Source organism: Haloplanus aerogenes (assembly GCF_003856835.1).
In the GTDB taxonomy this organism is placed as follows: Archaea; Halobacteriota; Halobacteria; order Halobacteriales; family Haloferacaceae; genus Haloplanus; species Haloplanus aerogenes.
Genome location: NZ_CP034145.1, coordinates 2,385,854 through 2,408,965, shown reverse-complemented (window position 1 = coordinate 2,408,965; position 23,112 = coordinate 2,385,854). Strand labels below are relative to the sequence as shown.

The 23,112-nt window shown below is 66.4% G+C and carries 20 protein-coding genes and 1 pseudogene; 11 read left to right on the top strand and 10 right to left on the bottom strand.

Going from position 1 to position 23,112, the window contains the following annotated elements; all coding sequences use genetic code 11:
• Nucleotide 1 precedes the first annotated feature (1 nt).
• From DU502_RS12265 to DU502_RS12255, 3 genes are read right to left on the bottom strand one after another with little or no spacing between them, the layout of a single operon-like run.
• Complete coding sequence (locus tag DU502_RS12265) at nucleotides 2-856, bottom strand: translation initiation factor eIF-2B (RefSeq protein WP_121920546.1); 855 nt, start codon at nucleotides 854-856, stop codon at nucleotides 2-4.
• 37 nt (nucleotides 857-893) lie between these two features.
• Nucleotides 894-1,130: a DUF5822 domain-containing protein gene (locus DU502_RS12260; protein WP_121920547.1), complete on the bottom strand. Its 237-nt coding sequence runs from the start codon at nucleotides 1,128-1,130 to the stop codon at nucleotides 894-896.
• A gap of 52 nt (nucleotides 1,131-1,182) precedes the next feature.
• Complete coding sequence (locus tag DU502_RS12255; protein WP_121920548.1) at nucleotides 1,183-1,950, bottom strand: alpha/beta fold hydrolase; 768 nt, start codon at nucleotides 1,948-1,950, stop codon at nucleotides 1,183-1,185.
• 155 nt (nucleotides 1,951-2,105) lie between these two features.
• Between DU502_RS12255 and DU502_RS12250 the strand changes: the two genes are divergently transcribed.
• The 4 genes from DU502_RS12250 (at nucleotide 2,106) to DU502_RS12235 (ending at nucleotide 8,314) form a co-directional block, all read left to right on the top strand.
• Nucleotides 2,106-2,345, top strand: coding sequence for a DUF7127 family protein (locus tag DU502_RS12250; RefSeq protein WP_121920549.1), 240 nt, complete (start codon nucleotides 2,106-2,108; stop codon nucleotides 2,343-2,345).
• Nucleotides 2,342-4,612, top strand: a complete 2,271-nt coding sequence (locus DU502_RS12245) for a CDC48 family AAA ATPase (protein ID WP_121920550.1) — start codon at nucleotides 2,342-2,344, stop codon at nucleotides 4,610-4,612. The genes DU502_RS12250 and DU502_RS12245 overlap by 4 nt, the downstream gene beginning before the upstream one ends.
• A gap of 340 nt (nucleotides 4,613-4,952) precedes the next feature.
• Nucleotides 4,953-6,392, top strand: a complete 1,440-nt coding sequence (locus DU502_RS12240; RefSeq protein ID WP_121920551.1) for a sensor histidine kinase — start codon at nucleotides 4,953-4,955, stop codon at nucleotides 6,390-6,392.
• Between the two features lie 140 nt (nucleotides 6,393-6,532).
• Nucleotides 6,533-8,314 carry a bacterio-opsin activator domain-containing protein gene (locus DU502_RS12235; protein WP_124897080.1) on the top strand — a complete coding sequence of 594 codons (1,782 nt, stop codon included), beginning with the start codon at nucleotides 6,533-6,535 and terminating at the stop codon, nucleotides 8,312-8,314.
• A 64-nt stretch (nucleotides 8,315-8,378) separates the two neighbouring features.
• Here DU502_RS12235 and DU502_RS12230 read toward each other — a convergent pair whose 3' ends face one another.
• Both DU502_RS12230 and DU502_RS12225 read right to left on the bottom strand, forming a co-directional pair.
• On the bottom strand, nucleotides 8,379-11,153 hold the full coding sequence (locus DU502_RS12230; RefSeq protein WP_121920553.1) for a PAS domain S-box protein: 2,775 nt from the start codon (nucleotides 11,151-11,153) through the stop codon (nucleotides 8,379-8,381).
• 167 nt (nucleotides 11,154-11,320) lie between these two features.
• Nucleotides 11,321-11,572, bottom strand: a pseudogene (locus DU502_RS12225) (response regulator); the annotation flags it as partial.
• A 518-nt stretch (nucleotides 11,573-12,090) separates the two neighbouring features.
• Here DU502_RS12225 and DU502_RS12220 point away from each other — a divergent pair.
• Nucleotides 12,091-13,539 carry a sensor histidine kinase gene (locus DU502_RS12220; RefSeq protein ID WP_121920555.1) on the top strand — a complete coding sequence of 483 codons (1,449 nt, stop codon included), beginning with the start codon at nucleotides 12,091-12,093 and terminating at the stop codon, nucleotides 13,537-13,539.
• A gap of 56 nt (nucleotides 13,540-13,595) precedes the next feature.
• The gene (locus DU502_RS12215) at nucleotides 13,596-14,363 is read left to right on the top strand and encodes an NAD+ synthase (protein ID WP_121920556.1); all 768 of its coding nucleotides are present in this window, start codon (nucleotides 13,596-13,598) and stop codon (nucleotides 14,361-14,363) included.
• A gap of 3 nt (nucleotides 14,364-14,366) precedes the next feature.
• On the opposite strand, the gene DU502_RS12210 is transcribed toward DU502_RS12215, so the two are convergent.
• Nucleotides 14,367-14,837, bottom strand: coding sequence for a response regulator transcription factor (locus DU502_RS12210; RefSeq protein ID WP_124897079.1), 471 nt, complete (start codon nucleotides 14,835-14,837; stop codon nucleotides 14,367-14,369).
• A 362-nt stretch (nucleotides 14,838-15,199) separates the two neighbouring features.
• Between DU502_RS12210 and DU502_RS12205 the strand changes: the two genes are divergently transcribed.
• On the top strand, nucleotides 15,200-16,507 hold the full coding sequence (locus DU502_RS12205; protein WP_121920558.1) for an MFS transporter: 1,308 nt from the start codon (nucleotides 15,200-15,202) through the stop codon (nucleotides 16,505-16,507).
• Nucleotides 16,508-16,561: 54 nt separating this feature from the next.
• Here the strand turns inward: DU502_RS12205 and DU502_RS12200 are convergent, their stop codons facing one another.
• From DU502_RS12200 to bcp, 3 genes are all read right to left on the bottom strand, one after another.
• The gene (locus DU502_RS12200) at nucleotides 16,562-17,050 is read right to left on the bottom strand and encodes a hypothetical protein (protein ID WP_121920559.1); all 489 of its coding nucleotides are present in this window, start codon (nucleotides 17,048-17,050) and stop codon (nucleotides 16,562-16,564) included.
• Nucleotides 17,051-17,089: 39 nt separating this feature from the next.
• Entirely contained in the window at nucleotides 17,090-18,514 is a 1,425-nt protein-coding gene (locus DU502_RS12195) for a hypothetical protein (protein ID WP_121920560.1), read from the bottom strand.
• Between the two features lie 83 nt (nucleotides 18,515-18,597).
• Entirely contained in the window at nucleotides 18,598-19,050 is a 453-nt protein-coding gene (gene bcp, locus DU502_RS12190; RefSeq protein ID WP_121920561.1) for a thioredoxin-dependent thiol peroxidase, read from the bottom strand.
• 211 nt (nucleotides 19,051-19,261) lie between these two features.
• Between bcp and DU502_RS12185 the strand changes: the two genes are divergently transcribed.
• Both DU502_RS12185 and DU502_RS12180 read left to right on the top strand, forming a co-directional pair.
• Nucleotides 19,262-19,738 (top strand): CBS domain-containing protein, encoded by a 477-nt coding sequence (locus DU502_RS12185; RefSeq protein ID WP_121920562.1) that lies wholly within the window; start codon nucleotides 19,262-19,264, stop codon nucleotides 19,736-19,738.
• A 45-nt stretch (nucleotides 19,739-19,783) separates the two neighbouring features.
• A complete protein-coding gene (locus DU502_RS12180) occupies nucleotides 19,784-20,731 on the top strand; it encodes a mechanosensitive ion channel family protein (RefSeq protein ID WP_121920563.1) in 948 nt (315 codons plus the stop codon).
• A 20-nt stretch (nucleotides 20,732-20,751) separates the two neighbouring features.
• On the opposite strand, the gene DU502_RS12175 is transcribed toward DU502_RS12180, so the two are convergent.
• Entirely contained in the window at nucleotides 20,752-21,981 is a 1,230-nt protein-coding gene (locus DU502_RS12175; RefSeq protein WP_121920607.1) for a permease, read from the bottom strand.
• 269 nt (nucleotides 21,982-22,250) lie between these two features.
• Here DU502_RS12175 and DU502_RS12170 point away from each other — a divergent pair, with 269 nt between their 5' ends.
• Both DU502_RS12170 and DU502_RS12165 read left to right on the top strand, forming a co-directional pair.
• On the top strand, nucleotides 22,251-22,775 hold the full coding sequence (locus DU502_RS12170) for a DoxX family protein (protein ID WP_121920608.1): 525 nt from the start codon (nucleotides 22,251-22,253) through the stop codon (nucleotides 22,773-22,775).
• A 15-nt stretch (nucleotides 22,776-22,790) separates the two neighbouring features.
• Nucleotides 22,791-23,081: a hypothetical protein gene (locus tag DU502_RS12165; RefSeq protein WP_121920564.1), complete on the top strand. Its 291-nt coding sequence runs from the start codon at nucleotides 22,791-22,793 to the stop codon at nucleotides 23,079-23,081.
• The last annotated feature ends 31 nt before the right edge of the window (nucleotides 23,082-23,112 follow it).

The window sequence follows — 23,112 nt, the reverse complement described above, 5'->3', positions numbered from 1 at the left end:
GCTACAGTCCGTCCTGGTAGTGGTCCTGATCGGTGATAACCTCGGAGACCAGATCCATCGGCGTCGCGTCGTACGCGGGGTTCTCGATTGCGACGCCTTCGACGGGTTCGCGGATCACCTCCGCGGGTTCGCGCTCCTCGTTCTCGAAGACGAAGTCGCTCTCGATGATCTTCGACTCGGAGCCGACGACGACGACGGGGACGCCGACGACGTTCGCGGCGGCGGCGAGGGGGAAGGTGCCGACGCGGTTGTAGAGGGTGTCGCCGACGATACAGGTCATGCCGACGACGACGCGGTCACAGCGTTCGAGGATGTGGCCGACGGCGCTGTCCACGAGGAGATGCGGGTCGACGCGGTCCATCTCCGCGAGGCGGCGGGCGGTCTTCCGGCCGAGGTAACGGGGGCGGGCCTCGGTGACGTAGCCGGTGAGGTGACACCCTTCGGACGCGGCCACCTCGATGGCTTCGAGGGCGGTCGAGGAGAAGTCGTGGGTGAGGAACGTCTCGCCGTCCTCGAACGTGGTGGCGGCGCGGGCGGCCGCCCGGTGTTTGCCCGTCTCGATGGCTTCGACGATCCGGTCGATCTCCTCGCGGGTCCGTGATTTCGCGTCCTCGATCGTGTCGGCCTCGCCGAGGACCCCATCGACGACTTCGCGCATCGCCTTGTGGAGGGAGGCGTGGGAGGGGTTGGCCCGCCGGAGCGCCCCCGCGTTGCGTTCGAGGTCACGCTCGTACTCCTCGACGTTCCGGTAGTCCCGGTCGAGGAGTTCGCCCAGCGCAGTCGTGGCTTTGACCGCCACCACCGACGAACTGTGGGTCTGCATCCGGCTAATCTCCTCGATCGTCTCGTCGATCATACCGAGAGGTGTCGTGTCGGCGGCAAAGAGGTTCCGGCTACTCGTCCGCCGTCCGACGGGCGTAGGCATACGCGAGCAGTGCGGTGACGAACCAGACGAGCGCTCCAACGCGGATGGCGAAGGCGGCGCGGGCGCCCCACGTCGGGAGCGTCGTCGTCGTCGAGAGGAGGGCCACGAGCGGCGCGCCGGCGACGATGGTCGCGACGAACGTCACCTGCATCACCCACCCGAAGTCGACGCCGTCGGGGTCGGTTCGTTCGACGCGGTGTGGCACGCCCGTCGGTTCGGGGTCGAAGGGGTAATGTGTGGCGGTTTCGACGACGGCGTCACTCCTCCAGGAAGTTCGTGAGCGCGTCGTTGAACGCCTCGGGCCGCTCCAGCATGGCGAGGTGGGCCGCGTCGTCGAGGGTCGTCCACTCGCAGTCCGGCATCCGCGCCGCGAGCGCCTCGTGGTACCACGGCGGCGTGAGCGCGTCGTACTCGCCCACGACGGCGAGCGTGGGCGTCGTAATCTCGTCCAGCCGCCCCCGCACGTCGAAGGTGTGGCAGGTTCGGAAGTCGCGGTGGGTCACGGCCTGCCCCGCGTCGTCGAACGCCGCCCGCGAGGTTTCGAGCAGTCGGTCGTCGGGGTCGTGAAACAGCCGATCCGGGCCGTGGAGAAACTCGATGGCCCGCTCGAAATCGGTCCGGAGCCACCGGAGCAAGTCGTCGAGGACGGCTAGTTTCGCGCCTGTGCCCGCGAGGACGACCGCCTCGGGGTCGATGTCGCGTTCGAGAAGGAGCGTCAGAACGACGGCGCCGCCGAGCGAGTTGCCACAGAGGACTCCCGCGTTCGTCGCCTCGGCGACGGCGAGCGTGTCGTCGACGTACGCCGAGAGCGCCTCGTAGCCGGGGTCGGCCGTCACGTCTTCGCTCGCTCCGTGGCCGCTCAGATCGAGCGTGATCACGGGCCGGGCGTCCGCGAGGCGGGCCTGTGCCTTCCAGACTGCGTGCGATCCCCCGCTCCCGTGGACGAACAGGATCGGCTCCCCGTCGCCGCCGCGGTCGTGCCGGCGGTACGCCGTCTCCCGTCCGTGGTGCGTGACCGTCTCCATACGGTCGGTAGCGTCGGGAGGGGTATAAACCCGCCCGACGGGGCGTCGATATGTGAACCGCAATGTGACCGAATTTCGCCATACGGCCCCCGTCTCCCGATTCATCGGCAGAAGATTTATATACTTAGATAGCTAACTTGGGGTTAGGAATTAACATGGTGAGACAACAATACGCCGGTGAAGACGAGCGGTTCGTCCGCCGGTACGACTACGAGGACGAGTGGGTGATCGCCGCGGACCTCGGCGTCGGCGACGATCACCTGGACGTCGACGTCGTCGGCGAGACGGCCATCGTGCTCGTTGACGAGGAGACCGAACTGGAGTTCGAAGTTCCCGGTTCAGTCGAAAGTGTTGACACGAACAACGGCGTACTCGTTGTGAGGGGAACCCAATGAAACTCGTCGTCAAACCACTCAAGCAGAAAGACGCCGGCCGTGGACTCGCGGCCATCGACCGCGCGGCGGTCGCCGAGATGGGTCTCGAAGTCGGCGACTACATCCGTATCGAAGGCAAGGACGGTACTGCCATCGCGCGCGTCTGGCCCGGCCACCCCGAGGATCAGGGGACCGGCGTCATCCGCATCGACGGCCAGCTCCGCCAGCAGGCGAACGTCGGCATCGACGACCGCGTCGAGGTCGAGAAAGCCGACGTGAAACAGGCCGAGCGGGTGACGGTCGCGCTCCCCCAGCAGATCGGGATTCGCGGCGACATCGGCCACTACCTCCGTGACAAGCTGACCGACAAACCGATCACGAAGGGCCAGACCCTCCGCGTGCCCTTCGGCTTCGGCTTCATGAGCGGCCGCCAGAGTCAGGCGCTCCCGCTGCGGGTCGCCGACACCGATCCCTCGGGGACGGTCGTCGTCACCGACTCGACCGAGATCCAGATTAGCGAGAAGCCCGCCGAGCAGATCCGTGAGACCGGCGGCGCCGAGGGCCGCGCCGACACGCCGGACGTGACCTACGAAGACATCGGCGGCCTCGACCGCGAACTCGAACAGGTTCGCGAGATGATCGAACTGCCGATGCGCCACCCCGAACTGTTCCGGCGCCTCGGTATCGACCCGCCCAAGGGCGTCCTGCTTCACGGCCCGCCCGGGACCGGGAAGACGCTGATCGCCAAGGCGGTGGCGAACGAGATCGACGCGCACTTCCACACCATCTCCGGCCCGGAGATCATGTCGAAATACTACGGCGAGAGCGAGGAGCAACTCCGCGATGCCTTCGAGGAGGCCGAGGAGAACGCCCCCGCCATCGTCTTCATCGACGAACTCGACTCCATCGCGCCCAAGCGCAGCGAGGCCGGCGGTGACGTGGAACGCCGCGTCGTCGCACAGTTGCTCTCGCTGATGGACGGTCTGGAGGAACGGGGCGAGGTCGTGGTCATCGGCGCGACCAACCGTGTCGACGCCATCGACCCTGCCCTGCGGCGGGGCGGCCGGTTCGATCGCGAGATCGAAATCGGCGTCCCCGACCGCGACGGTCGCCGCGAAATCCTGCAGGTCCACACCCGCAACATGCCGCTGGCCGAGGACGTGGACATCGAGCAGTTCGCCGAGTCCACGCACGGGTTCGTCGGCGCCGACATCGAGAGCCTCGCCAAAGAGGCTGCGATGAACGCGCTCCGGCGTATCCGTCCCGAGATCGACCTCGACGCCGAGGAGATCGACGCCGAGATCCTCGAATCCCTCGAAGTCGACCAGGACGACTTCCAGGAGGCGATCAAGGGGATCGAGCCGTCGGCGCTCCGCGAGGTGTTCGTCGAAGTCCCCGACGTGACGTGGACGGACGTGGGCGGCCTCGAGGACACGAAAGAGCGCCTCCGCGAGACGATCCAGTGGCCGCTCGACTATCCCGAGGTGTTCGAGGCCATGGACATGGAGTCCGCGAAGGGCGTCCTCATGTACGGCCCGCCCGGGACCGGGAAGACCTTGCTCGCGAAAGCGGTCGCCAACGAGGCCGAGTCCAACTTCATCTCGGTGAAAGGCCCCGAACTCCTCGACAAGTACGTCGGGGAATCGGAGAAGGGGGTCCGCGAAATCTTCAGCAAGGCCCGCGAGAACGCGCCGACCGTCATCTTCTTCGACGAGATCGACGCCATCGCGACCGAGCGCGGCCGCAACACCGGCGACTCCGGCGTCTCGGAGCGCGTCGTCTCGCAACTGCTGACGGAACTCGATGGGCTCGAGACGCTGGAGGACGTGGTCGTCATCGCCACGTCGAACCGGCCCGACCTCATCGACTCGGCACTCCTGCGCCCCGGTCGACTCGACCGGCACGTCCACGTGCCCGTCCCCGACGAGGAGGCGCGGCGCGCCATCTTCGAGGTCCACACCCGGGACAAGCCGCTCGCGGACGACGTGGATCTGGACAGCCTCGCTCACCGGACCGAGAACTACGTCGGCGCCGACATCGAGGCCGTCTGCCGCGAGGCCTCCATGGCCGCCAGCCGCGAGTTCATCCACAGCGTCTCGCCCGAGGAAATCGACGAGTCCGTGGGGAACGTTCGCATCACGATGGACCACTTCGAGCAGGCTCTGGAGGAAGTGACCGCGAGCGTCACCGAGGACACCCGCGAGCGCTACCGCGAGATCGAGAAGCGCTTCACGAACGAGGAACCCGAAATCGGCGGCGAGACCGAAACGAGTCGGACGTTCCACTGATACAGATCGTTGTAACTGTTTGCCGGTGGTTCGCCGACCTGTCCTGGCGAACCACCGGTGATGACTTACAACGGTCCGTATGAGCGGGTCTGCGGCACCCGTGTCCGGTGGGTCGCCACCCGTCCGGCGGCACACCGGGATGACGTACCGTACTCCGTGAGGCGCCGACCCTCGCTCGATTTTCGTTGCTGTCGGCGTCCGCACCCTCCCGTACCTTAGGTCGATAGTTTAAGTGTGGCTGAGCGGAATCCCGGCGAAAGCACGGACCGTTCGACCGCCGACCCGGGAAGTCAGTTACACGTCTCGCTTCGTTCGACCGAGCAGGCTGTCGCGATTCACGATGCCCGACTTCGAGAACCAATTCGATCACCGTGTCCCGTTCGAAGCCGCGACGGACGCGATGGCGATCGTCGACGTATCGAGCGACGACTGGCGGATTCGGACCGTCAACGGCGCGTTCACGGACGCGTTCGACTGCCCGGCATCCGCCGTCCACGACGAGCCACTGGGGGCCGTACTCGGATTCGACCCGGTCGAACGGGTCGGTGCCCACCCCCGCCGCGAGCGGGAAACGCGCGCCGAACTCGGCGTGACCGGCGACGAGTATCTCGTCCGGGTGCGGCCGTTCGACCAGCCGATCGACTCGGCGCACGCGCTCGTCGTCGTCTCGGACGCCTCCACCGTGGGCGCCTCTGCGACGGCTGGTAACGAGCTGATCCACACACTCGCGGAGGTGGCTGGCGCCGACGACGCGTCGGCGGTCTGTGTCGGCGTGGCCGCGCTACTGCTCGACGACTTCGGCTTCGACGCGGTCGTGATCCACGTCGACGAGGGCGTCCACCTGACGAACGTCGACGAATCCATCACGTTCGATTCGGCGGAGCCGACGCTCTCGATCCGACACGAGGTACACGACCCACGGAACGACGAGACCTGGGGGACCGTGGTGCAGGCTCCCGTGGGTGACCGCGGGGTCGTAGTGGCAGCGACCTGTACCAGCCACGCACTCGATTCGGCGGCCATCGAGCGTCTCGAATCGCTCTGCCGGTATCTCGACCTCGTCCTCGACGGTATCGAGCGGACGCGCTCGCTGCGCGCCGAGCAGCAGGAGCTGACGATGTTCAACCGCATCCTCCGGCACTCGGTGCTGAACGGCCTCAACCTGATTCGGGCGCGGCTGGAGCTCGTCGAGACGGACGGCTCCGAGACCAGCCGGGAGCACTACGAGACGGCGAACGCTCGGATCGACGACCTGCTCGACCGAATCGAAGCGATCCGTGAGATACAGGTCGAGGACGGGACCGCCGAGGTCGGCCCCTACCGGCTCGAAGTCCTGCTCGACGAGCGGCTCACCCGCGCCAGTGAAAAGTATCCGGACGCCTCGTTCTCGGTCGTCGGATCGATCCCCGAGGCAACCATCGAGGTCGGCGACCTCGTCCACGTCTGTCTCCGGAACGTGTTGCGAAACGCGGTCCAGCACGCCGATCTCGGCTCGCCCGAGGTCCGGGTCCGCGTCACGATCGACGAAACCGCCGACGTAGCGACGGTGCGGATCGCGGACAACGGCTCCGGATTCCCGGACGATATCGATCGGTCCATCTTCGACGAAGGCGTCTCCAGGTTCGACGGCGAGGGGCACGGTCTCGGTCTCTTTCTCACCCGGAAGGTCGTCGAAGACGGCTACGGCGGCACCGTCCGCGCGGGAGAGAGCGACTGCGGCGGCGCCGAAATCGTCTTGGAGTTCCCGCTCGCCGACCCGCCAGATAGCACCCCCGATTAGGCGGGGTCTTATTAGGATAGATACAGTTTATCCACGGTGAGGGGGTCCGTTCCAAATGTGCATCCGTTCGGTCCGAACGACCGTTGCCGCCGGGGCGTTTGTCGAGAGTAGCCGCCCGATTTCGCAGGGGGAGGGGGCCAGTGAGTAAGACGACCGTCTCGGAGTCACTCACGGACACATCGGACTCACCCACGATCCTGATCGTCGACGACGACAAGGATCTCGCCGACACGTACAGCCTGTGGCTCTCGGGGGATTTCGACGTCGAAACCGCGTACGGTGGCGTGCAGGCACGCGAGCAGATTCACGACGGTCTCGATCTCGTTCTTCTCGATCGGCGAATGCCCGGGATTCCGGGCGACCGTGTGCTGGAGGATATCCGCGACCGGGGAATCGACTGTCAGGTCGCCATGCTCACTGCCGTCGAACCGGACACGGACATCATCGAACTACCGTTCGACGAGTATCTGGTCAAGCCGGTCACCCAGTCGGAACTCCGCGAGACCGTCGACGACCTACTCCTGCGGCAGGGGTTCGACGCCGACGCACAGGAGTTCTTCGCGATGGAGTCGAAAGCAGACGCGCTGGAGACGCGAGACGAGGAGAACCTCCGCAATCCGGACGCGGCCGCGGACCTCGAAGCCGACGCCGAACAGGCCCGAGAGTCCGAGCGGATTCGGGATATGCGCGAACGGCTCCAGCGACTCCAGCGGATCTCCTCCGTCATCCGCGATATCGACAAACAGCTCGTGGTCGCGACCAGTCGGCAGGAGATCGAACGCACGGTCTGTGAGCGTCTCGTCGATTCGGATCCGTACGAACTGGCGTGGATCGGCGACTACACGGTCAGTTTCGATCAGGTGACGCCGAGCGTGATGGCGTGCAGGGACGACGCCACGCTGAATCAGGACACCGTCGCCGACGGCGGCAGTGGGCCGGCCGCCGAGGCCGTCTCGACCGGCGAGGTGCAGGTCGTCGACGACTTCTCGACCGACCGGAGCCGGCAGATGCTCGACCCGATCGGGTCGGCCGACAGTCACGACCGATTCGAAGCGGGGGCGGTCGTCCCGCTCACCTACCGCGACACCGTCTACGGCGTTCTCAACGTCTGCACGACCGAGGCTGACGTGTTCGACGAACGCGAAATAACCGTCCTTTCCGAACTCGGCGACAGCGTCGCCAACGCGATCAACTCCGTCGAACACAAGAAGTTGATGCTCTCCGATACGGTCGTCGAACTGGAATTCGACGTGCAGGACCGGTCGGACATCTTCGTGTCGCTGTCGGCGGAGACGGAGTCACGTATCGAACTCAAGAGTTTCGTCCCCGCGGCCAACGGCGAACTCACGAGCTACGTCGAGGTCACCGGGACGACGACGGAAGCCTTTCTGGACGCCGCGACGGGGATTCCGGAATTCGAGAAAGTCCGGGGCATCGGCGAGTCGAACGAGCAGAACCTCTACGAGTGTCGCGTCTCGGATTCGACGGTCGTCCTCTCCCTGATCGACGCCGGGGCGAACGTGGAATCCATGCGGATCGACGAGGGACAGGGGCACATCGCGGCGACCGTCGCCCCCGATACGGACGTTCGGACGGTCGCCGATACGATTCAGGAGCGGTTCGACGATATCGATCTCGTGGCGAAACGCGAAATCGAGCGGGACTTCCAGTCGACCGAGAGCTTCCGGCAGTCGCTGGAGAACCGTCTCACCGACCGGCAGTACTCGATCCTCGAGGCCGCCTACGCCGCGGGCTATTTCGCGTGGCCGCGGGAGTCGACGGCCAAGGAAATCGCCGACTCGCTGGATCTGGCGCCGCCGACGCTGCACGAACACCTCCGCGGCGCGAAGATCGAACTCATCGAGGCCTTCTTCGAGGAGACTGGCACGTTGGACGAGGGCGAACGGCTTCGCGACCAGTGACTCCCCGGACTCGCTCGTGGCGAGTGACTGGGTCCCGCGTCGACACCATCCACGGCGCAGTCGATCAGACACGCTGAAACACGAGTCGGAAGCGCGAACCCTGTGGCTGGTTGTCCTCGACCGTGATCCGGCCGCCGTACGAATCTAGAATCTCCTTGACCAGATAGAGCCCGAATCCCGCGCTCGGATCGTCGAAGGTCTTCGCGTCGCGACCGAAGATATCCGCTTTCTCGTCGTCGGGAATCCCCGGACCGTCGTCCGCCACCGTCACGACCACCTCGTCGTCGTCGGTCGTCACCTCCACCCAGACCGTCGGTGCTGGGTCCGGGTTGTGCTGGACCGCGTTGACGAGGACGTTGTCGAGGACTTCGCCGATCAGGTCGTCGGCCACGATGTCGACCTCGGGAACCGGGTCGAGATGAATCTCGGCCGCGGGATAGCTATCTCGCGTCCGCTCGACGTGGCTCGTGACCACGTCCTCGATGTCGACCGGTCCGAGTTCCTGTTCGTCGCTGCTGCCGATGACGTTCGTCACTTCGCGGACCATCTCGACGAACTCGCTCATCTCGTTGGTGCGGTCGATGGCGGTTTGCAGGTGGTCGCTCACCTCGAAGTCGACGCGGCCGTCGAGCATCTCCAGTCGTGCGTCCACCACGTTGAGACTGTTGAGCAGGTTGTGCCGGAGCAGGCGGTTCATGAACTCCAGCCGGTTGCGTTCGCGCTGGAGTTCGCGGTCGCGCTCGACCGACGAGAGGGCGTACGCGACGATGGAGCCGAGCCGTTGCAGCGCGTCACGTTCCTCGTCGTTGAACGCGCCCACCCGGTTGGAGTAGAGGTTGAGCGTGCCGTAGAACTCGCCCCCGTCGCCGATGGGCACCGATGCCGAGGCGCGGTAGCCGTACTCCTCGGCACGGTCACGCCACGGTTCGTATCGCGGGTCGTCGTCCACGCTCTGGACGACCTGTATCTCGCCCGTCTGGTGGGCTCGGATGGTCGGCCCCCGTTCGTCCGGCGACTGCCCGACTTCGAGCGTCAGGTCGTCGAGGTAGTCGTCGATACCCGCCTCGGCGTCGGTCAGGATTTCGCCGTCGTCGAGGATGCCGATCCACGCGAACGCGTAGGAGTCGGATTCGGCGAGGCGGTCGCAGATCAGTTGTTTGATATTTTCCTGTGTCGAGAGCCCGAACATCGACTCCGAGAGGCCGTGAACGAGCGAGTTAATGTCGTTGAGCGCCGACAGCCGTTCGTGCTGGCGGCGGAGTGCCTCCTCGCTCCGCTGCCGGCCGATGGCCGCCGCGAGGATGTTCGCTACCGACCGGACGAAGGTCACGTCGTGTTCCGAGAAGTCGCGGCGCTCGGTGTCGTGGGTGCCGAGGATGCCCCACGGGTCGTCCGTGGGGCCGATGATCGTGCTGATGCCGCTTTTCACGTCGTGGTCCGTGAGGAGGTCGGGGCCGTTGAACCGCGTCTCTGCGGCTATATCTTCGACGACGATGGGATGGGTGGCTTCGAGCGTGTGTGCGGCCTGCGAGTTCCGGTCGACCGCGGAGACGGTCGCCTCGCCCACGACGCCCTCGTCCCACCCGGTACCTTGCCGGAGGAGGAGTTCCCCGGCCTCGGCGTCGAGGTCGAGTACCTTGCCGTAGTCGGTACCGAGCGTCTCGGAAACCAGCCGCACCGCCTCGGCCATCAGCGTATCGATGTCCTGTGTCTCCAGCGCGTGTTTGCCGAGTTCGGTCACGACCTCCTGCTGTCGGATCCGGTCTCGCAACTCCTGTTCGCGCGCCTTGCGGTCGGACACGTCGCGGACGACACCACAGCGGCCGATTCCGTCGTCGAGGGTAAAGGGCACCAGTCGGCTCTCGACGGGGAGGCGTTCGCCGTCGCTGGTCTCCAGTTCGAACTCGATCACACCCTCCCCGCGGTCGCCGGCCTGCACGTCCGCAGTGAGCCGTTTGGCTCGTTCGCTGACCCACGCGTCTTTGACCGTCGTCACGTGTCGACCGAGCAGTTCGTCCCGGTCGTAGTCCGTCATCTCGCAGAAGGCGTCGTTGACGACGATGAACTCCGCGTCGTCGTCGACGGCGTAGATCCCGTCCTCGACCGTCTCGATGATCCGTTCGAACAGTTCGAGTTTCCGCTCGCGCGCCCGCCGTCTGGTCACGTCTCTGACGACGCCCACGCGGTCCCCGTCTGGCAAGAGCGAGAAGGTCGCCTCGGCTTCGATCGATCCCCCATCCGCGCATTCGAGCGTCGCCGTCATCGTCGCCGTCGATCGCGTGCCCGCTGCGAGTTCCGCTTCGAGTGTGGCGGCGTCGTGTGCCGTCGCCTCGTCCACGACGAGCGAGACGTGTGATCCGATGAGTTCGTCCCGGTCGTAGCCGACCATCTCGGCGTAGGCGTCGTTGACCATCGTGAACCGTCCCTCGTCGTTCACGACGTAGATGCCGTCCTGCACGGTCTCGACGATGGACTCGTACCGTTCGAGTTCGCGATCACGCTCTCGTCGCTCGGTCACGTCCCGGAAGTACACCGACAGTCCCGTCTCGGACGGGTAGGCGGTGACCGAGAACCACTTCTCGAGCGGGGCGTAGTACTCCTCGAACGACACCGACTCCTGTGTCTCCATCGCCCGCTCGTACTCGTACTGAAACGAGGTGCCGACGGCCTCCGGAAACGCCTCCCAGACGCTGACACCGACGACGTCCTCTCCCGTGAGATCGAGTACCTCCTCCGCTCGCTCGTTCAGGTAGGTGAATCGCCACTCGGCGTCCAGTGCGATGAACGCATCGTCTATGCGCTCGAACACCTCCTCTCCCGTCTCGTAGACGTTTGCCATAGGTGGCCTCCCTCAGCATCCCCGCCGCCGAACCGCGAGCGGTCGATCGTGGCACTGATTGCCGATCCCGCTCCCGTTCGGCAGTCTTGACCCGATGATCGGCATATGTCTCCACTCAAATAATAAAAACTTTGCCGCCAGACGTCGGTCGGTCCGACCCCGCGCGATCAGAGCGACGCCGCCGCCTCGATAGCGCCGATCAGGTCACCCCGCCGGACCGGTTTCGTGACGTAGCGGTCGCACTCGAGATCGGTCGACGTCGCCTCACCGGGCTGCAACGCGCTCACCAGAACGACGGCACACGTGGGGTGAGACATCTTGATTTCCCGGGCCACGTCGTCGCCGGTTCGCCCGGGCATTCGGCGGTCCAGAATCGCGGCGTCGACGCCGTCGTCGACCAGCGACACCGCCTCGTTTCCGCTCGTCGCCGACCAGCGACACCGCCTCGTTTCCGCTCGTCGCCGACCGAATCGACCAGTCCCCGTGACGGCTCAACCAGAGCCGATACATCTCGAGTAGTTCCCGATCGTCGTCGGCGACGAGAATCGTAGCCATTGCCCTCGATACCCCTGTCGGGACGTAAGACAGAAGAGCGTCGGAAGGTGAAGCCCGAGGGGGGTGGGCTCGCCGTCAGCGGAGTCGCGTTCCGGGTGGCAACGGCGGGGTCAACCGCACGGGTGCCGTCCTCCCACCCGCAGTTCGAATACTGGACACGCTCCCTCTCGAATTCCAGCCCTAATTGCTTCGCGGCGCCGACAGAATAGTTTGAGGTCTAACAGGATAGTGGGCCGCGTGATCGACGTACTCGATCTCGCTGTGTGGCGGGGAATCGATGCGAACTGTCCCGAAGCCATCGGTCGATTGGCTCCCACCACCCTCGCCGCCGACTGTCGATTAGGCTGGGGATTTATATGAAGGATTTCTGAACGAACTTTCGATGATCGAATCGTTTCGTGATGCTCGACTCCGTCGGTTCCTCGCTGGCGGGAGCATCAGCCTCCTCGGGGCGTTTCTTCTCGGCATCCCCATGTTCGACATCTGGGACGACGCCACGAATCTTTCCTGGGCTGTACTGGTGACGCTCGCCGAGAACGCGCTTTTCCTGTTTCTGGCCGCCATCCTCGTCTGGGGTGGACTCTGGCTCGTCCGCACGGACTGGGAGGTCGACCGCGTCGCGACGGTCGCGCGCCGGACCGTCGTCGCCACCGTGGCGTTCGGCGGCCTCATCGGCTGGGCCACGTTCCTGCAGATTCAGGTGATGGGCACTCTCAAACCGCTCGTTCTCGCGCTGGACGGCGTGCTGGTGGGGGCGGTCACGTCGTTCGGGATCAGTGTCGCGTCGACGCGAGCGACGGTGTTCAAACGGGAAGCCGACGCGGAACGAGCGCGGAACGACGATCTGGAACTCCTGTACCACACCGCCAGCAATCTCGAAGCGACCTCGGACCGCGAGGCCGCGTACGACATCGTCGAGGGCGCCCTCCGGGACGCGCTCGACGGGTCGCCGTTTCGCGTCGTCGTCGACGGATCGACGGTCGTGACCCACGCGACGCCGACCGACGACGCCGTCCAGCCAGTCGAACGCGTTTCCATCGGCGGGCGGGGACGGATCGACCTGTGGGACGCGCCGGTCGAACACCGCGACATCCTCTCCGTGGAACTGTTCGCTAGCCACCTGGACGAGGCTATCCAGCGGATCGAACGCGAGGAGCGTCTGCGCGAGGAACGGGACATCCTCGATTTCGTCAACCGGACGCTCCGGCACGACCTGCTGGGTGACCTCTCCCTGCTCGAAGCCCGACTCCGGATGCTGGACCGGGACGTGACGTTCGACGAGGGGGCCCACGCGGAACACCTCGATGTCGCGCTCGGTCGCACCGACGAGATGCACGAATTCATCCGGACGATGCGGACGTACATGGAGTCGGTCCTCACCGACGACCACCCGCTCGAAGCCGTCCCGTTGTGTCCCGTCCTCGACGATCATCTCGACGCGTTGCGTGACGCTCACCCCGACGTTTCGATCACTCGCGAGTCGATTCCGAAGGTGGCGGTCGAAGCCGACGACCTGCTCGGACACGTCTTCGCGAACCTGCTCCGCAACGCCGTCGAACACAACGACGCGCCGACACCCTCGGTGACCGTCGACGCCGAACGGCTGGACGACGTCGTTCGCGTTCGGATCGCCGACAACGGCCCCGGCATCCCCGACGACCGCCGAGAAACCATCTTCGAGCAGGGGAGTCACGGGACCGAGAGTCAGGGGAGCGGCTTCGGCTTGTACCTCGTCAAAGACGCCGTCGAGAACTACGACGGCGAGGTCCGCGTTCGAGACAACGAACCACGCGGCACGGTGTTCGAACTCGACCTCCCGATTGCGAGGTGAGACAACCGCCGTGGGATCGGCGGAGAGCCTTTGCCGCTGCCACCGGATTGATCGGTATGGACACGTCGCGGGCAGTCGAGCGGATGGAGGCGTTTCTGTCCGACCAGCTGGCGACGGCCGGGGCCGATGGCTACGTCGTCGGCGTCAGCGGTGGCCTCGATTCGGCCGTCGCGACGACGCTCGCGGTCCGCGCCGTCGGCGCCGACGCCGTGACGGGCCTGATCATGCCGGGCCGCCCCAACGACGAGGCCAACATGGCCGACGCTCGGATGCTCTGTCGCGAGCGGGGAATCGCGTTCGAGGAACTGTCCATCCGGCCCATCGTCGACGCCGTCGGCGACCAACTCCCGTTCGACGCGTCCCGGCTCACCCTCGGGAACGTCCGCGCTCGGACGCGGATGGTGCTGGCGTACGCCGTTGCGAACGAACGCGACTGTCTGGTGCTCGGCACTGGCAACCGGTCCGAGCGACTGCTCGGCTACTTCACGAAGTACGGCGACGCGGCCGTCGACGTCCAGCCGATGCTCGACCTCTACAAGACGGAGGTGGCCGAGGTGGCCCGAGCGATCGACCTCGACGAGCGATTCGTCGAGAAGACGCCCACGGCGGCGCTCTGGGAGGATCAGACCGACGAGGGCGAGATCGGCGCCGACTACGCGACCGTCGACCGGGTGTTGCGCCGACTCGTCGACGAGGGGCACCCGCCCGAACGGATCGCCGCCGACACCGATATCGACGCCGGGACGGTCCACCGCCTCACGGAGATGTGGCAGTCATCGTCGCACAAGCGAGCGCTGCCGCCGGCACCGACCCTTCGCGAGTAGCCCTCACCGACGGCGGGTGAGCGCGTCGACGAACGTCTCCCGGTCGACCGGCTTCGTCAGATACATCGTCGTGTCGTTCTCGTCCAGATGGCCGTCGGGTTCGAAGGCGCTGAGGACGATCACCGACCCCTCGAACCCCGTCTCGTCGAGGCGGTCGACGACTTCGGGGCCGGAGAGGATCGGCATCCGTCGGTCGAGAACGAGGATGTCGACCGCCCCGTCCAGTTTCGCCAGCGCCTCCTCGCCGTCGGTGGCTTCGCGGACGTCCCACCGCTCGTCGGCCGCCAGCCACAGCACCAGACTCTCCCGAAAGGCGTCGTCGTCGTCGGCCAGCAGAACGGTCGTTCGGTCGACACCCCGGGGTGGTTGGGCGTCGTCGGCGTCTTGGGTGGTGTTTGCAGGCATCGGTGGCGGCGGTCGACGCTCGTGGTGGTCGATGGAGTAGAGGCCACGGTCCTTGTTAAACGTTGGCACGGGACGTCGGGGCGGGGGCGCGTCTCGGTAGTCCCCGTATCCGTCCGCCAACGGCCTTCCGACGAGCGCGGCCGCGGATCGGCTCGCTCACCCCCGTACGCGAGCGGTTAGGTCGTCGTTTTAAGACCATTACGCGACTGTACTCCACGTGCGGGTCGCGGAGATGGCGCCCCTTCGTGACCGGCACGCCGTACTCGAAGCGGAGCTACCCTGGAGCGAACTGCCCCGGTTCGCTCCCTCTCCCCACACCCACTCCGTGGTTTTTATTTGACCCCCTATCCGACCTTCCACGCCGCACGTTGCGGCCGCTTCCGGCGATCAGTTCCAACACGCTATTGACCCCGCTTCCCCCACCCTGGCGTATGGTCTCGCTCTCGGTTCGGCAGCGACGAGCCGCCCTGTGGTCCCTCCTCGCAGCCGGCTTTCTCTTCGTCAACTTCCACCGGACGGCGACGGCCGTCCTCGCCGACTCCCTCGCACGCACCTTCGACGCGACCGGGTCCCAGTTGGGACTGCTTCACGCCTCCTTCTTCTACATCTACGCCGCCTTGCAACTCCCGGCCGGCCTCGTCGTCGACCGCTACGGACCGCGGTGGGTCGGCGCGACGGGACTGGCCGTCCTCTCGGCCGGAGTCGTCTGGTTCGCGTGGAGCGAGACGCTGCTGGCCGCCTTCCTCGCGCGCGCCGTCGTCGGTTTCGGCGGGAGCGTCCTCTACATCGCCACACTTCGGTTCTGTGCGAACTGGTTCCGGCCGGACGAGTACGCGACCATGACCGGATACACCGTCGCCGCGGCGGGCGCGGGGGGTATCCTCGCGACGACGCCGCTAGCGCTGGCCATCGACCGCGTCGGGTGGCGCTTCGCCATCCTCGCCACGGGGATGATCACGGCCGTCGTCGCCGTCGTCGTCGCGACCGCGGTCCGTGACCGGCCGTCGCGGGCCGATATCGGCGTCGACGACACCGATCACTCCCCCGCCACCCTCGCCGATATCGTCGCCAACACCCGCACCGTCCTCGGCGAGGTGGAGACGTGGCTGATGGGTCTCCTGCTCTTTCTGGTCCTCGGTGTCAACTTCACCGTCCTCGGCCTGTGGGGTGTCCCCTTCATCGCCGACACCTACGGTGTCACGGTGGCGCGGGCGTCGACGTACGTCCTCCTCGGAAACGTCGGGTTCGTCCTCGGGTCGCCCGCCTTCGGCGCGCTCTCGGATCGAACCGGCTGGCGGACGGAACTCGTCGTGGCGACGACGGTCGTGTTCTCGCTGTCCTACGGCGCCCTGATTCTCGTGCCGCCCCTGCCCGTCGTCGGCGCGGCGCTGTTCTGTGCCCTCCTCGCCAACGGCGGCGTCGCCCTCGTCTTCACCGTCGGGAAGGAGCGCCACGAACCGGCCGTCGCCGGCACGGTCACCGGCGTCATCAACAGCCTCGGCTACGTCGGGGCCGCAATCTTGCCGACCGTCATGGGGGCCGTCCTCGACGCCTACTGGACGGGCGAGATCATCAACGGCGCGCGGGTCTACACCGTCACCGGCTACCGCGTCGCGTTCGGTATCGCCACTGGCGCCGCGGTGGTCGCCGTCGTCGCCGCGTTCTGTCTCCACCGCCGCGAATCGAGGACGGCCGCAGGCGCGACGCTCGCCGGCACGGACGACTATAGTAGCGATTGAAACTGTTTGCCCAGCCGATCGTACGCCGTACTGCGATCAGCTGAACAACGACTTTCAATCGCTACTATAACGGTACCGTCGCCACCCCGCGAGGACGAGGCCGGCGACGACGCAGACGACGCCGAGGCCCCGCGTCACGAGACCGACCAGCCACGCCGCGGCGTTGAAGCCCCCGCTCTCTCGCTCGGTGCGGAGCGAGTAGACCTCGCCCTCGTATCGGACCGGGTAGAGTCCCTCACCGACGGCGACGTTGTCGCTCGTGTACGAGAAGTCGGGCGCGGTGGCGGACTCGTTCTCGACGACGTACGGCGAGTCGGCGCGGGCGCGGTCGAACACCTGCTGTCCCCGCACGGAGAGGTTCTCGTAGGCCAGTACGTCGGACTCGTCGTATTCGAGGCCGTACGCTAGCGCCCCGTTCTCGGCGGGTTCGACGTGGTGGGCGTAGTCGGTGTCGGTGGTGCCGGTACTGGGGGCGGTGGAGACGAGGAGGAGGGCGAGACCGACGCCGATCAGGGCGGTGGGGAGGGTCGGTCGCGGGACCATGCCGGCACGTGTTCGGCGTCAGTCATGTGTCTTCTGCCGTCACACGAACCGCTCCGCGGCCCACTCGTCCACCGTGTCGAAGATCAGTTCGGCCGTGTCGCCGTACTGCTGTGGGTCGAGCGGTTCGAACCCGTGGCCCGCCCCCTCGATGTACATGAGCGATTTGTCGCTGCTTCCGGCGTGTTCCATCATGATCTCGCAGTGGACGAGGTAGTTCCGGTCGCCCGTGAACCCCAGGATCAGGAGCGGGGCAGAGACACCTTCGAGGTTGCCGGGCGCCTCGGCGTTGGTCGAATCGTAGTCGAGGCCTTCGATGGAGTCCTCGGTGATCCGGTAGTCGTCGGTCGGACGGATCGAACTCGTGCTGAGGAATCGCTTGACCGTGGTCAGCAGGCTCTCGTCGAAGGTCACCTCCGGGTGGGCGTCGGGCGTCGGCCCGACGTACGGCACCTGCTGGACCGATACCGATCCGTCGGTGCTGAGGAGCGGCCACTCGCCGCTCGTGTGCGCGAGCAGATCGGAGTCCAGATCGGCCACCGGCGTGTTGATGCTCACCGCGAGGAACTCGTCGTCGTCCGGAAAGTCGCCGGTTCCGCCGTCGATGGCCTCCACCGCCGTCTGTGCCTCCTCGATCATCGCGTTCATCCGCGCCGCCTGCGCGTCGAAGACCTCCTCGAGGAAGGCGTCGCTGTAGTCCGCTGCGCCGTCGGGTGCGAACCCGTTCTCGGGCGCGTACACGTTCAGCGACGGGTCCAGCGACTGCGGGTCGTTGTCCACGACCTGCGGGTCGACTTCGAGCAAGCCCTCGGGCTGTGACCCTCCGCCCGGCCCGGTACCCAACACGCCGTCGAGGATGAGGACACCGTCGGCGGCGGGCTGTTCGTCGAGATCGTCCGGTGCCGGGAACAGGCGGTCGTCGCTCTGGGCGACACTGGCGCCGTTCTCGGCGACGTTCTGATAGAACGACATGAGCGACGCGCCGCGACTGTAGCCGACGACCACGACCGTGTCCACGTCGGGGTGGTCACGGAAGAACTGAACCCCCGCCCCCACGTCGGGGAGGATGTCGTGGATGTGGTAGCTCCCCGCCCGCGCCTCGGTGTCGGCGACGAGCGCCCGATACCCCCGCTTCGCGAACTCCTCGCCGATGGAGACGCTGGTGAACGGTATCTGGTCCGCCGTCAACACCGAGAAACTCTGGTGGATGATCACGAATCCGACGTGACTCTTCCGCCCGCCCCGACCCCGCCCCGTGACGCCCGTTCCCTGTACGGGTTCGTAGAGCGCGCCCGGCGTTCGGAAGTTGAGCGGGACGTACGTCGCCGAACTCCCGCTCGCGCCCCGCTCGTCGCCGCCCCCCGCACCGGTGGCCTGCCGAACGATTCCCAACCCCGCGGCGCCGCCCGATGCCTTCACGAACTCGCGCCGGCCGATCGGTATCTTCCGGAATTTCTTGTCAGACATCCGTCTATAACTAGTTTCAATTCACTAATAACTAGGGGCGCGAAACGCCGATTTCGGCACCCTCGGGCAATTTATCGCCGGATTCAGGTTTCGTCGAGAATCTCGGCCGCGTGGCCATCCGGCGAGACGCCCTCGTAGACCCGGTCGATCCGGCCGTCCGGACCGATCACGTACGTGTTCCGGAACACGCCGTCGAACGTCCGGCCGAACATCTGCTTCTCGCCGTAGGAGTCGTACGCGGCGGCCACGTCGCCCGACTCGTCCGACAGGAGTGGGAAAGTGAGGTCGTGTTTCTCGGCGAACGCCGCGAGGTCGTCGACCGGGTCGTCGCTGACGCCGACGACGGCGATGTCGCGGGCGGCGAAGTCGTCGAGGCGGTCGCGGAAGCCACACGCCTCGGTCGTACAGCCGGGGGTGTCGGCGCGCGGGTAGAAGTACAGGACGAGTCGCTGGCCGCGGAAGTCCGCGAGTGACACCGTCTCGCCGTGCTGATCGGAGAGTGCGAAGTCGGGTGCCTCGTCGCCAATATCGAGCATACTGGTGGGAGGGCGATCCGAGCGCAACTGTGTTGTGGTCCGCGGTGTCGGCGACAGACGACACAGAGAATACGAGATTCTAGAACTAGAACTCCAATCGATCATATACATACAAACTTTTAACGCGAATAAGACTGGAAAAATTCTATCTTTGTCCTGATAAGTGGATATATGGCATAATTATTAATGTGCCCGGTGAGACAACTCGTCCATGATCGACGTGCCCGTGTCCGCCGTCACGACCGAGAGCGTCCCGACCGTCCCGCCGACCACCACCGCCGTCGAGGCGGCGACTCGCCTGCGACGGGCCGACGTGTGTGCGCTCGTCGTCCGCGATTCGAGCGGCGCCGTCGTCGGCATCGTGACCGAATCGGATATCGTCGCCGTCGTGGCCGAAGGCGGCGAGAATCCGCTCGTCGAGTCGTTCATGTCGACGCCGGTCGTGACGGTCGATCCGACCACGCCGGTCGGTCTCGCCGCCGACCAGATGCGCGACGCGGGGGTGGCGCGGCTGCCGGTCGTGGATGGAGGGGAGCGCCGCTCCTCGACCGACGACGGATACCGCGGACTCGTCACCCGCGACGACATCGCCCCCTACCTCTCCCGGCACCGTCTCGACGTCGACTGGCAGGGCGACCCGCTCTCGCTCGATGGGACGGGGACCCCCGACACCGTCGCGACCGAGTAACCGTCGGCCCCCGGGTTTTTCGACCCCCGGCGACGGTGTGTTGGTATGCGCTACACCGGGCCGTTGGCTCTCGCTGGCGCCGTTCTCCTCTACGCTGGTTCCCGCGTCGTCCGTCGGTTCGGCGTCGACGAGACGCTGTTCGGCGTGGCAATCGGCCCGCCGACCTTGCTCGTGCTGTCCGTCGCCGCCGTCGCGCTGGCCGCGTACGGCGCCTATCGACTCGTCGGCGGCTTCCTGCTCGACCACACCACGAGCAAGCGTCGCCGGCACAACGTGCGGAACGTCCTCCGACTCACGTTCGGCGCGCTCGGCATCATCGCTGGCTTCGGTATCGTCACCCGCGACTGGGTGAGCGTCCTGTTCTCGCTGGGCGTCGTCGGCTTCGCCATCACCTTCGCGCTCCAGGGGGCACTCGCTTCCCTCATCGGGTGGCTCTACATCGTCATCAAGCGCCCGTACGCGGTCGGGGATCGAATCGCCATCGAGAGCACTCGCGGCGACGTGACCACTATCGACCTCTTCGTGACGGAGGTGTGGGAGATAGACGGCGAACTCGTCTCCAGCAACCAGCCCTCCGGTCGGATCGTCACCGTCCCCAACAGCGTGGTACTCTCCTCCCACGTCGTCAACTTCCACGGCGAGGGCGTCCCCTACGTCTGGAACGAACTCTCCGTGCAGGTGGCCTACGAGACGGACCTCGACTTCGCGGTCGACGTGATGACCGAGGCGGCTGCTGATCACCTCGGCGACGAGATGGCAGCGGGCGTCGAGCAGTACCGCGAGCGCCTCGCCGAGACGCCGGTCGACCTCGACGTGAACGAGCGGCCGACCGTCAACGTCGTGCAGGATGAGTCGTGGGTCGAACTCCGCTTGCGCTATCTCGTCCATCCGCGCCGTGGGACGCGCGCCCGGAACACGCTCTACCGCGAGATCCTCGACCGGTTCAACGATCACCCGGATCGGGTGGCGTTCCCCGTCAGCCGCAACCGCTAGCCGGTGGGGATCGCCGCCGTCTAGTGGGCGTGGGTCTCCGCTGTCCCCTCCTCGCCCGCGTCGCTCACGTACCCCACGTACACCTGTCCGAGAAAGAGGAGCGTGAACGCGACGTTGAGGTAGGTGGTGTAGCCGCTAGGGGCGGTGCCGCCGGCCTCACCGGCGGGCGGAACGAGGCCGAGGCCGGACCAGAGGTAGTGGATGGCGACGCCGGAGACGACGGCAGTCACGAAGATGCTCACGAACAGCACCGCAGCCATGCGGAGGCCGTAGTAGCGGCGGTAGGCGTCCGTGATCGTCGGCACGATCAGGTCGGCGAAGATGAAACTCATGACGCCGCCGAAGGCGATGCCGTTCGACCAGAGGATCAGGGCGAAGGGCACGTTCCCCACCGAGCAGACGAAGGTGACGACGCCGACGACGACGCCGATGACCGCGCTGGCGACGACCCACGTCAGGGTGCCTTCGGCGCCGATACCGAACAGCGTCGTCCACCACGACCGGGGGACGAAGGCGCCGATGAGGCCGGCGATCAGGAAGCCAGCGACGATGTCCGTCCACAGCATGTCCCACTCCCCGAGCGTGTTCTTCGAGGCGAGTCGCCAGCCGTCGCGGGTCAGCAGGCGGTCACGCCACGTCGCGTCCGCTTGTTGCTGGGACTCGACGTACGCCGACTTGCACGACTCGGAGCAGAAGTATTCGGTCCCGCCATCGGTGTCGAGTTCGACCACGTCGTCGTCGGTGGGGTCGACCTCCATCCCACAGGAAGGATCGCGCACGCCCTCCGAGGACCGCAGGTGTTCCCGTGCCGTCTCGAACCAGCCGTCGGGGACGACGTAGCGGAAGGTGAGCGCGAGGAGGCCGATCAGGAACAGGCCGGCGACGTAGTCGGCGATCACGAACTGCCACCCGAGCAGAATCCACATCACCAGACCGAGTTCGATCACGAGGTTGGTCGAGGCGAACTGGAAGGCGGCGAGACTGGCGACCGGCGACGCCCCCTTCTTGAACAGGGACTTGGTGGTGGCGACGGCGCCGAACGAACACGACGACGACGCGGCGCCGAACAGGGTGCCGAGGCCGAGTTCGCGCCACCCGTGCCCGCCGAGGACGGCCGACATCTTCTCCTCGCTGACGAACGTCTCCACCGCGCCGGCGATGGTGAACCCGAGGACGAGCGCCCACCACGTCTCCCAGCCCATCTCGGCGGCGAGGGTCAGCCCCTCCACCAGCGTCTCGACGACGGTCACGCGAACCACCTCCCGGTGTCGACGGCGTTCCGGTGCATCGTTTTCGATCTACGAGCCGTCGATTCAACTGGATTGCGCTTGCCACACACCGGTCGAAGTCGAGCGTGTAGTTTGGAATCGGGCGTCTCGGTCTCCCCGAACTTCGATATCCGGTCTCGGAGAGTCGGACGCCGGCGTCACCGCCGAACACGACCGATTCCCCGAGACTGGGAATCGGCGGGGACGTACTTGGATCGGCCTTCCCAACGCCTACACGTGAGGTGTCCACGATGGCATACGACGTTTCGAACCCGCTCGACGGCGAGTTCGACCTCGGCCGTGCCGGGCCGTTCGCCCCCGTCTGGATCGCCACCCTCAGGGTGGTCGTCGGCTGGTGGTTCTTCCACGCCGGCGTGACGAAACTGATCGAGTCGGGGCTGAACTTCACCGCCGGCCCGGGGTATCTGCAGGGGATGAGCGGCACCGTCCTCGGCCCGGTAGCCGTGTGGATGGCGACGACGATGCCCGGCGTCATCGAGGCCATCGTCCCCCTCGCGGAGACGCTCATCGGCCTCGCGCTGATCGCCGGCGCGCTGGTCCGACTCGCGTCCTTCGGGGGCGCCATCTTCATGGCGTTCTTCTGGGTCGGCAACGCCGAGTTCGGCCACGGCGTCGTCAACGGCGACCTGATGGGCCTGCTGCTGTTCGTCACGCTGCTGGTCCTCGGCGCCGGCCGGTACTACGGCCTCGACGCCGTCTTCGAGCGCCTGGAACTGGTCGAGAACCATCCGCGGCTCAAACATCTGCTCGGCTAACGAGGTGACACCACGATGACCGACATGATCGACAAGGCGGCGATGGCACTGAGCAGCACGTTGCTGCTGGCTGGCATCGTCGTCCTCGGTGTGGTAGAGATTCTCGACGGGGTGCCGTACGGCGCCGCGCCGACGACGAACGAGGCGGGCGAAGTGATCGCCCAGCCCGGTATCGACCCGGCCATCCGCACCGGCCTCGTGCTGGCCGGACTGGCCGTCCTCGGGCTGTGGGGTCTCTACCGGGTCGCCGTCCCGGCAACCGGCGTCGAGCGCCGGACGGCCGATGCGACGGCAGAGACCCAGTAGCGTCTTCTTCCCCTCCCGAAGGGTTATGCGC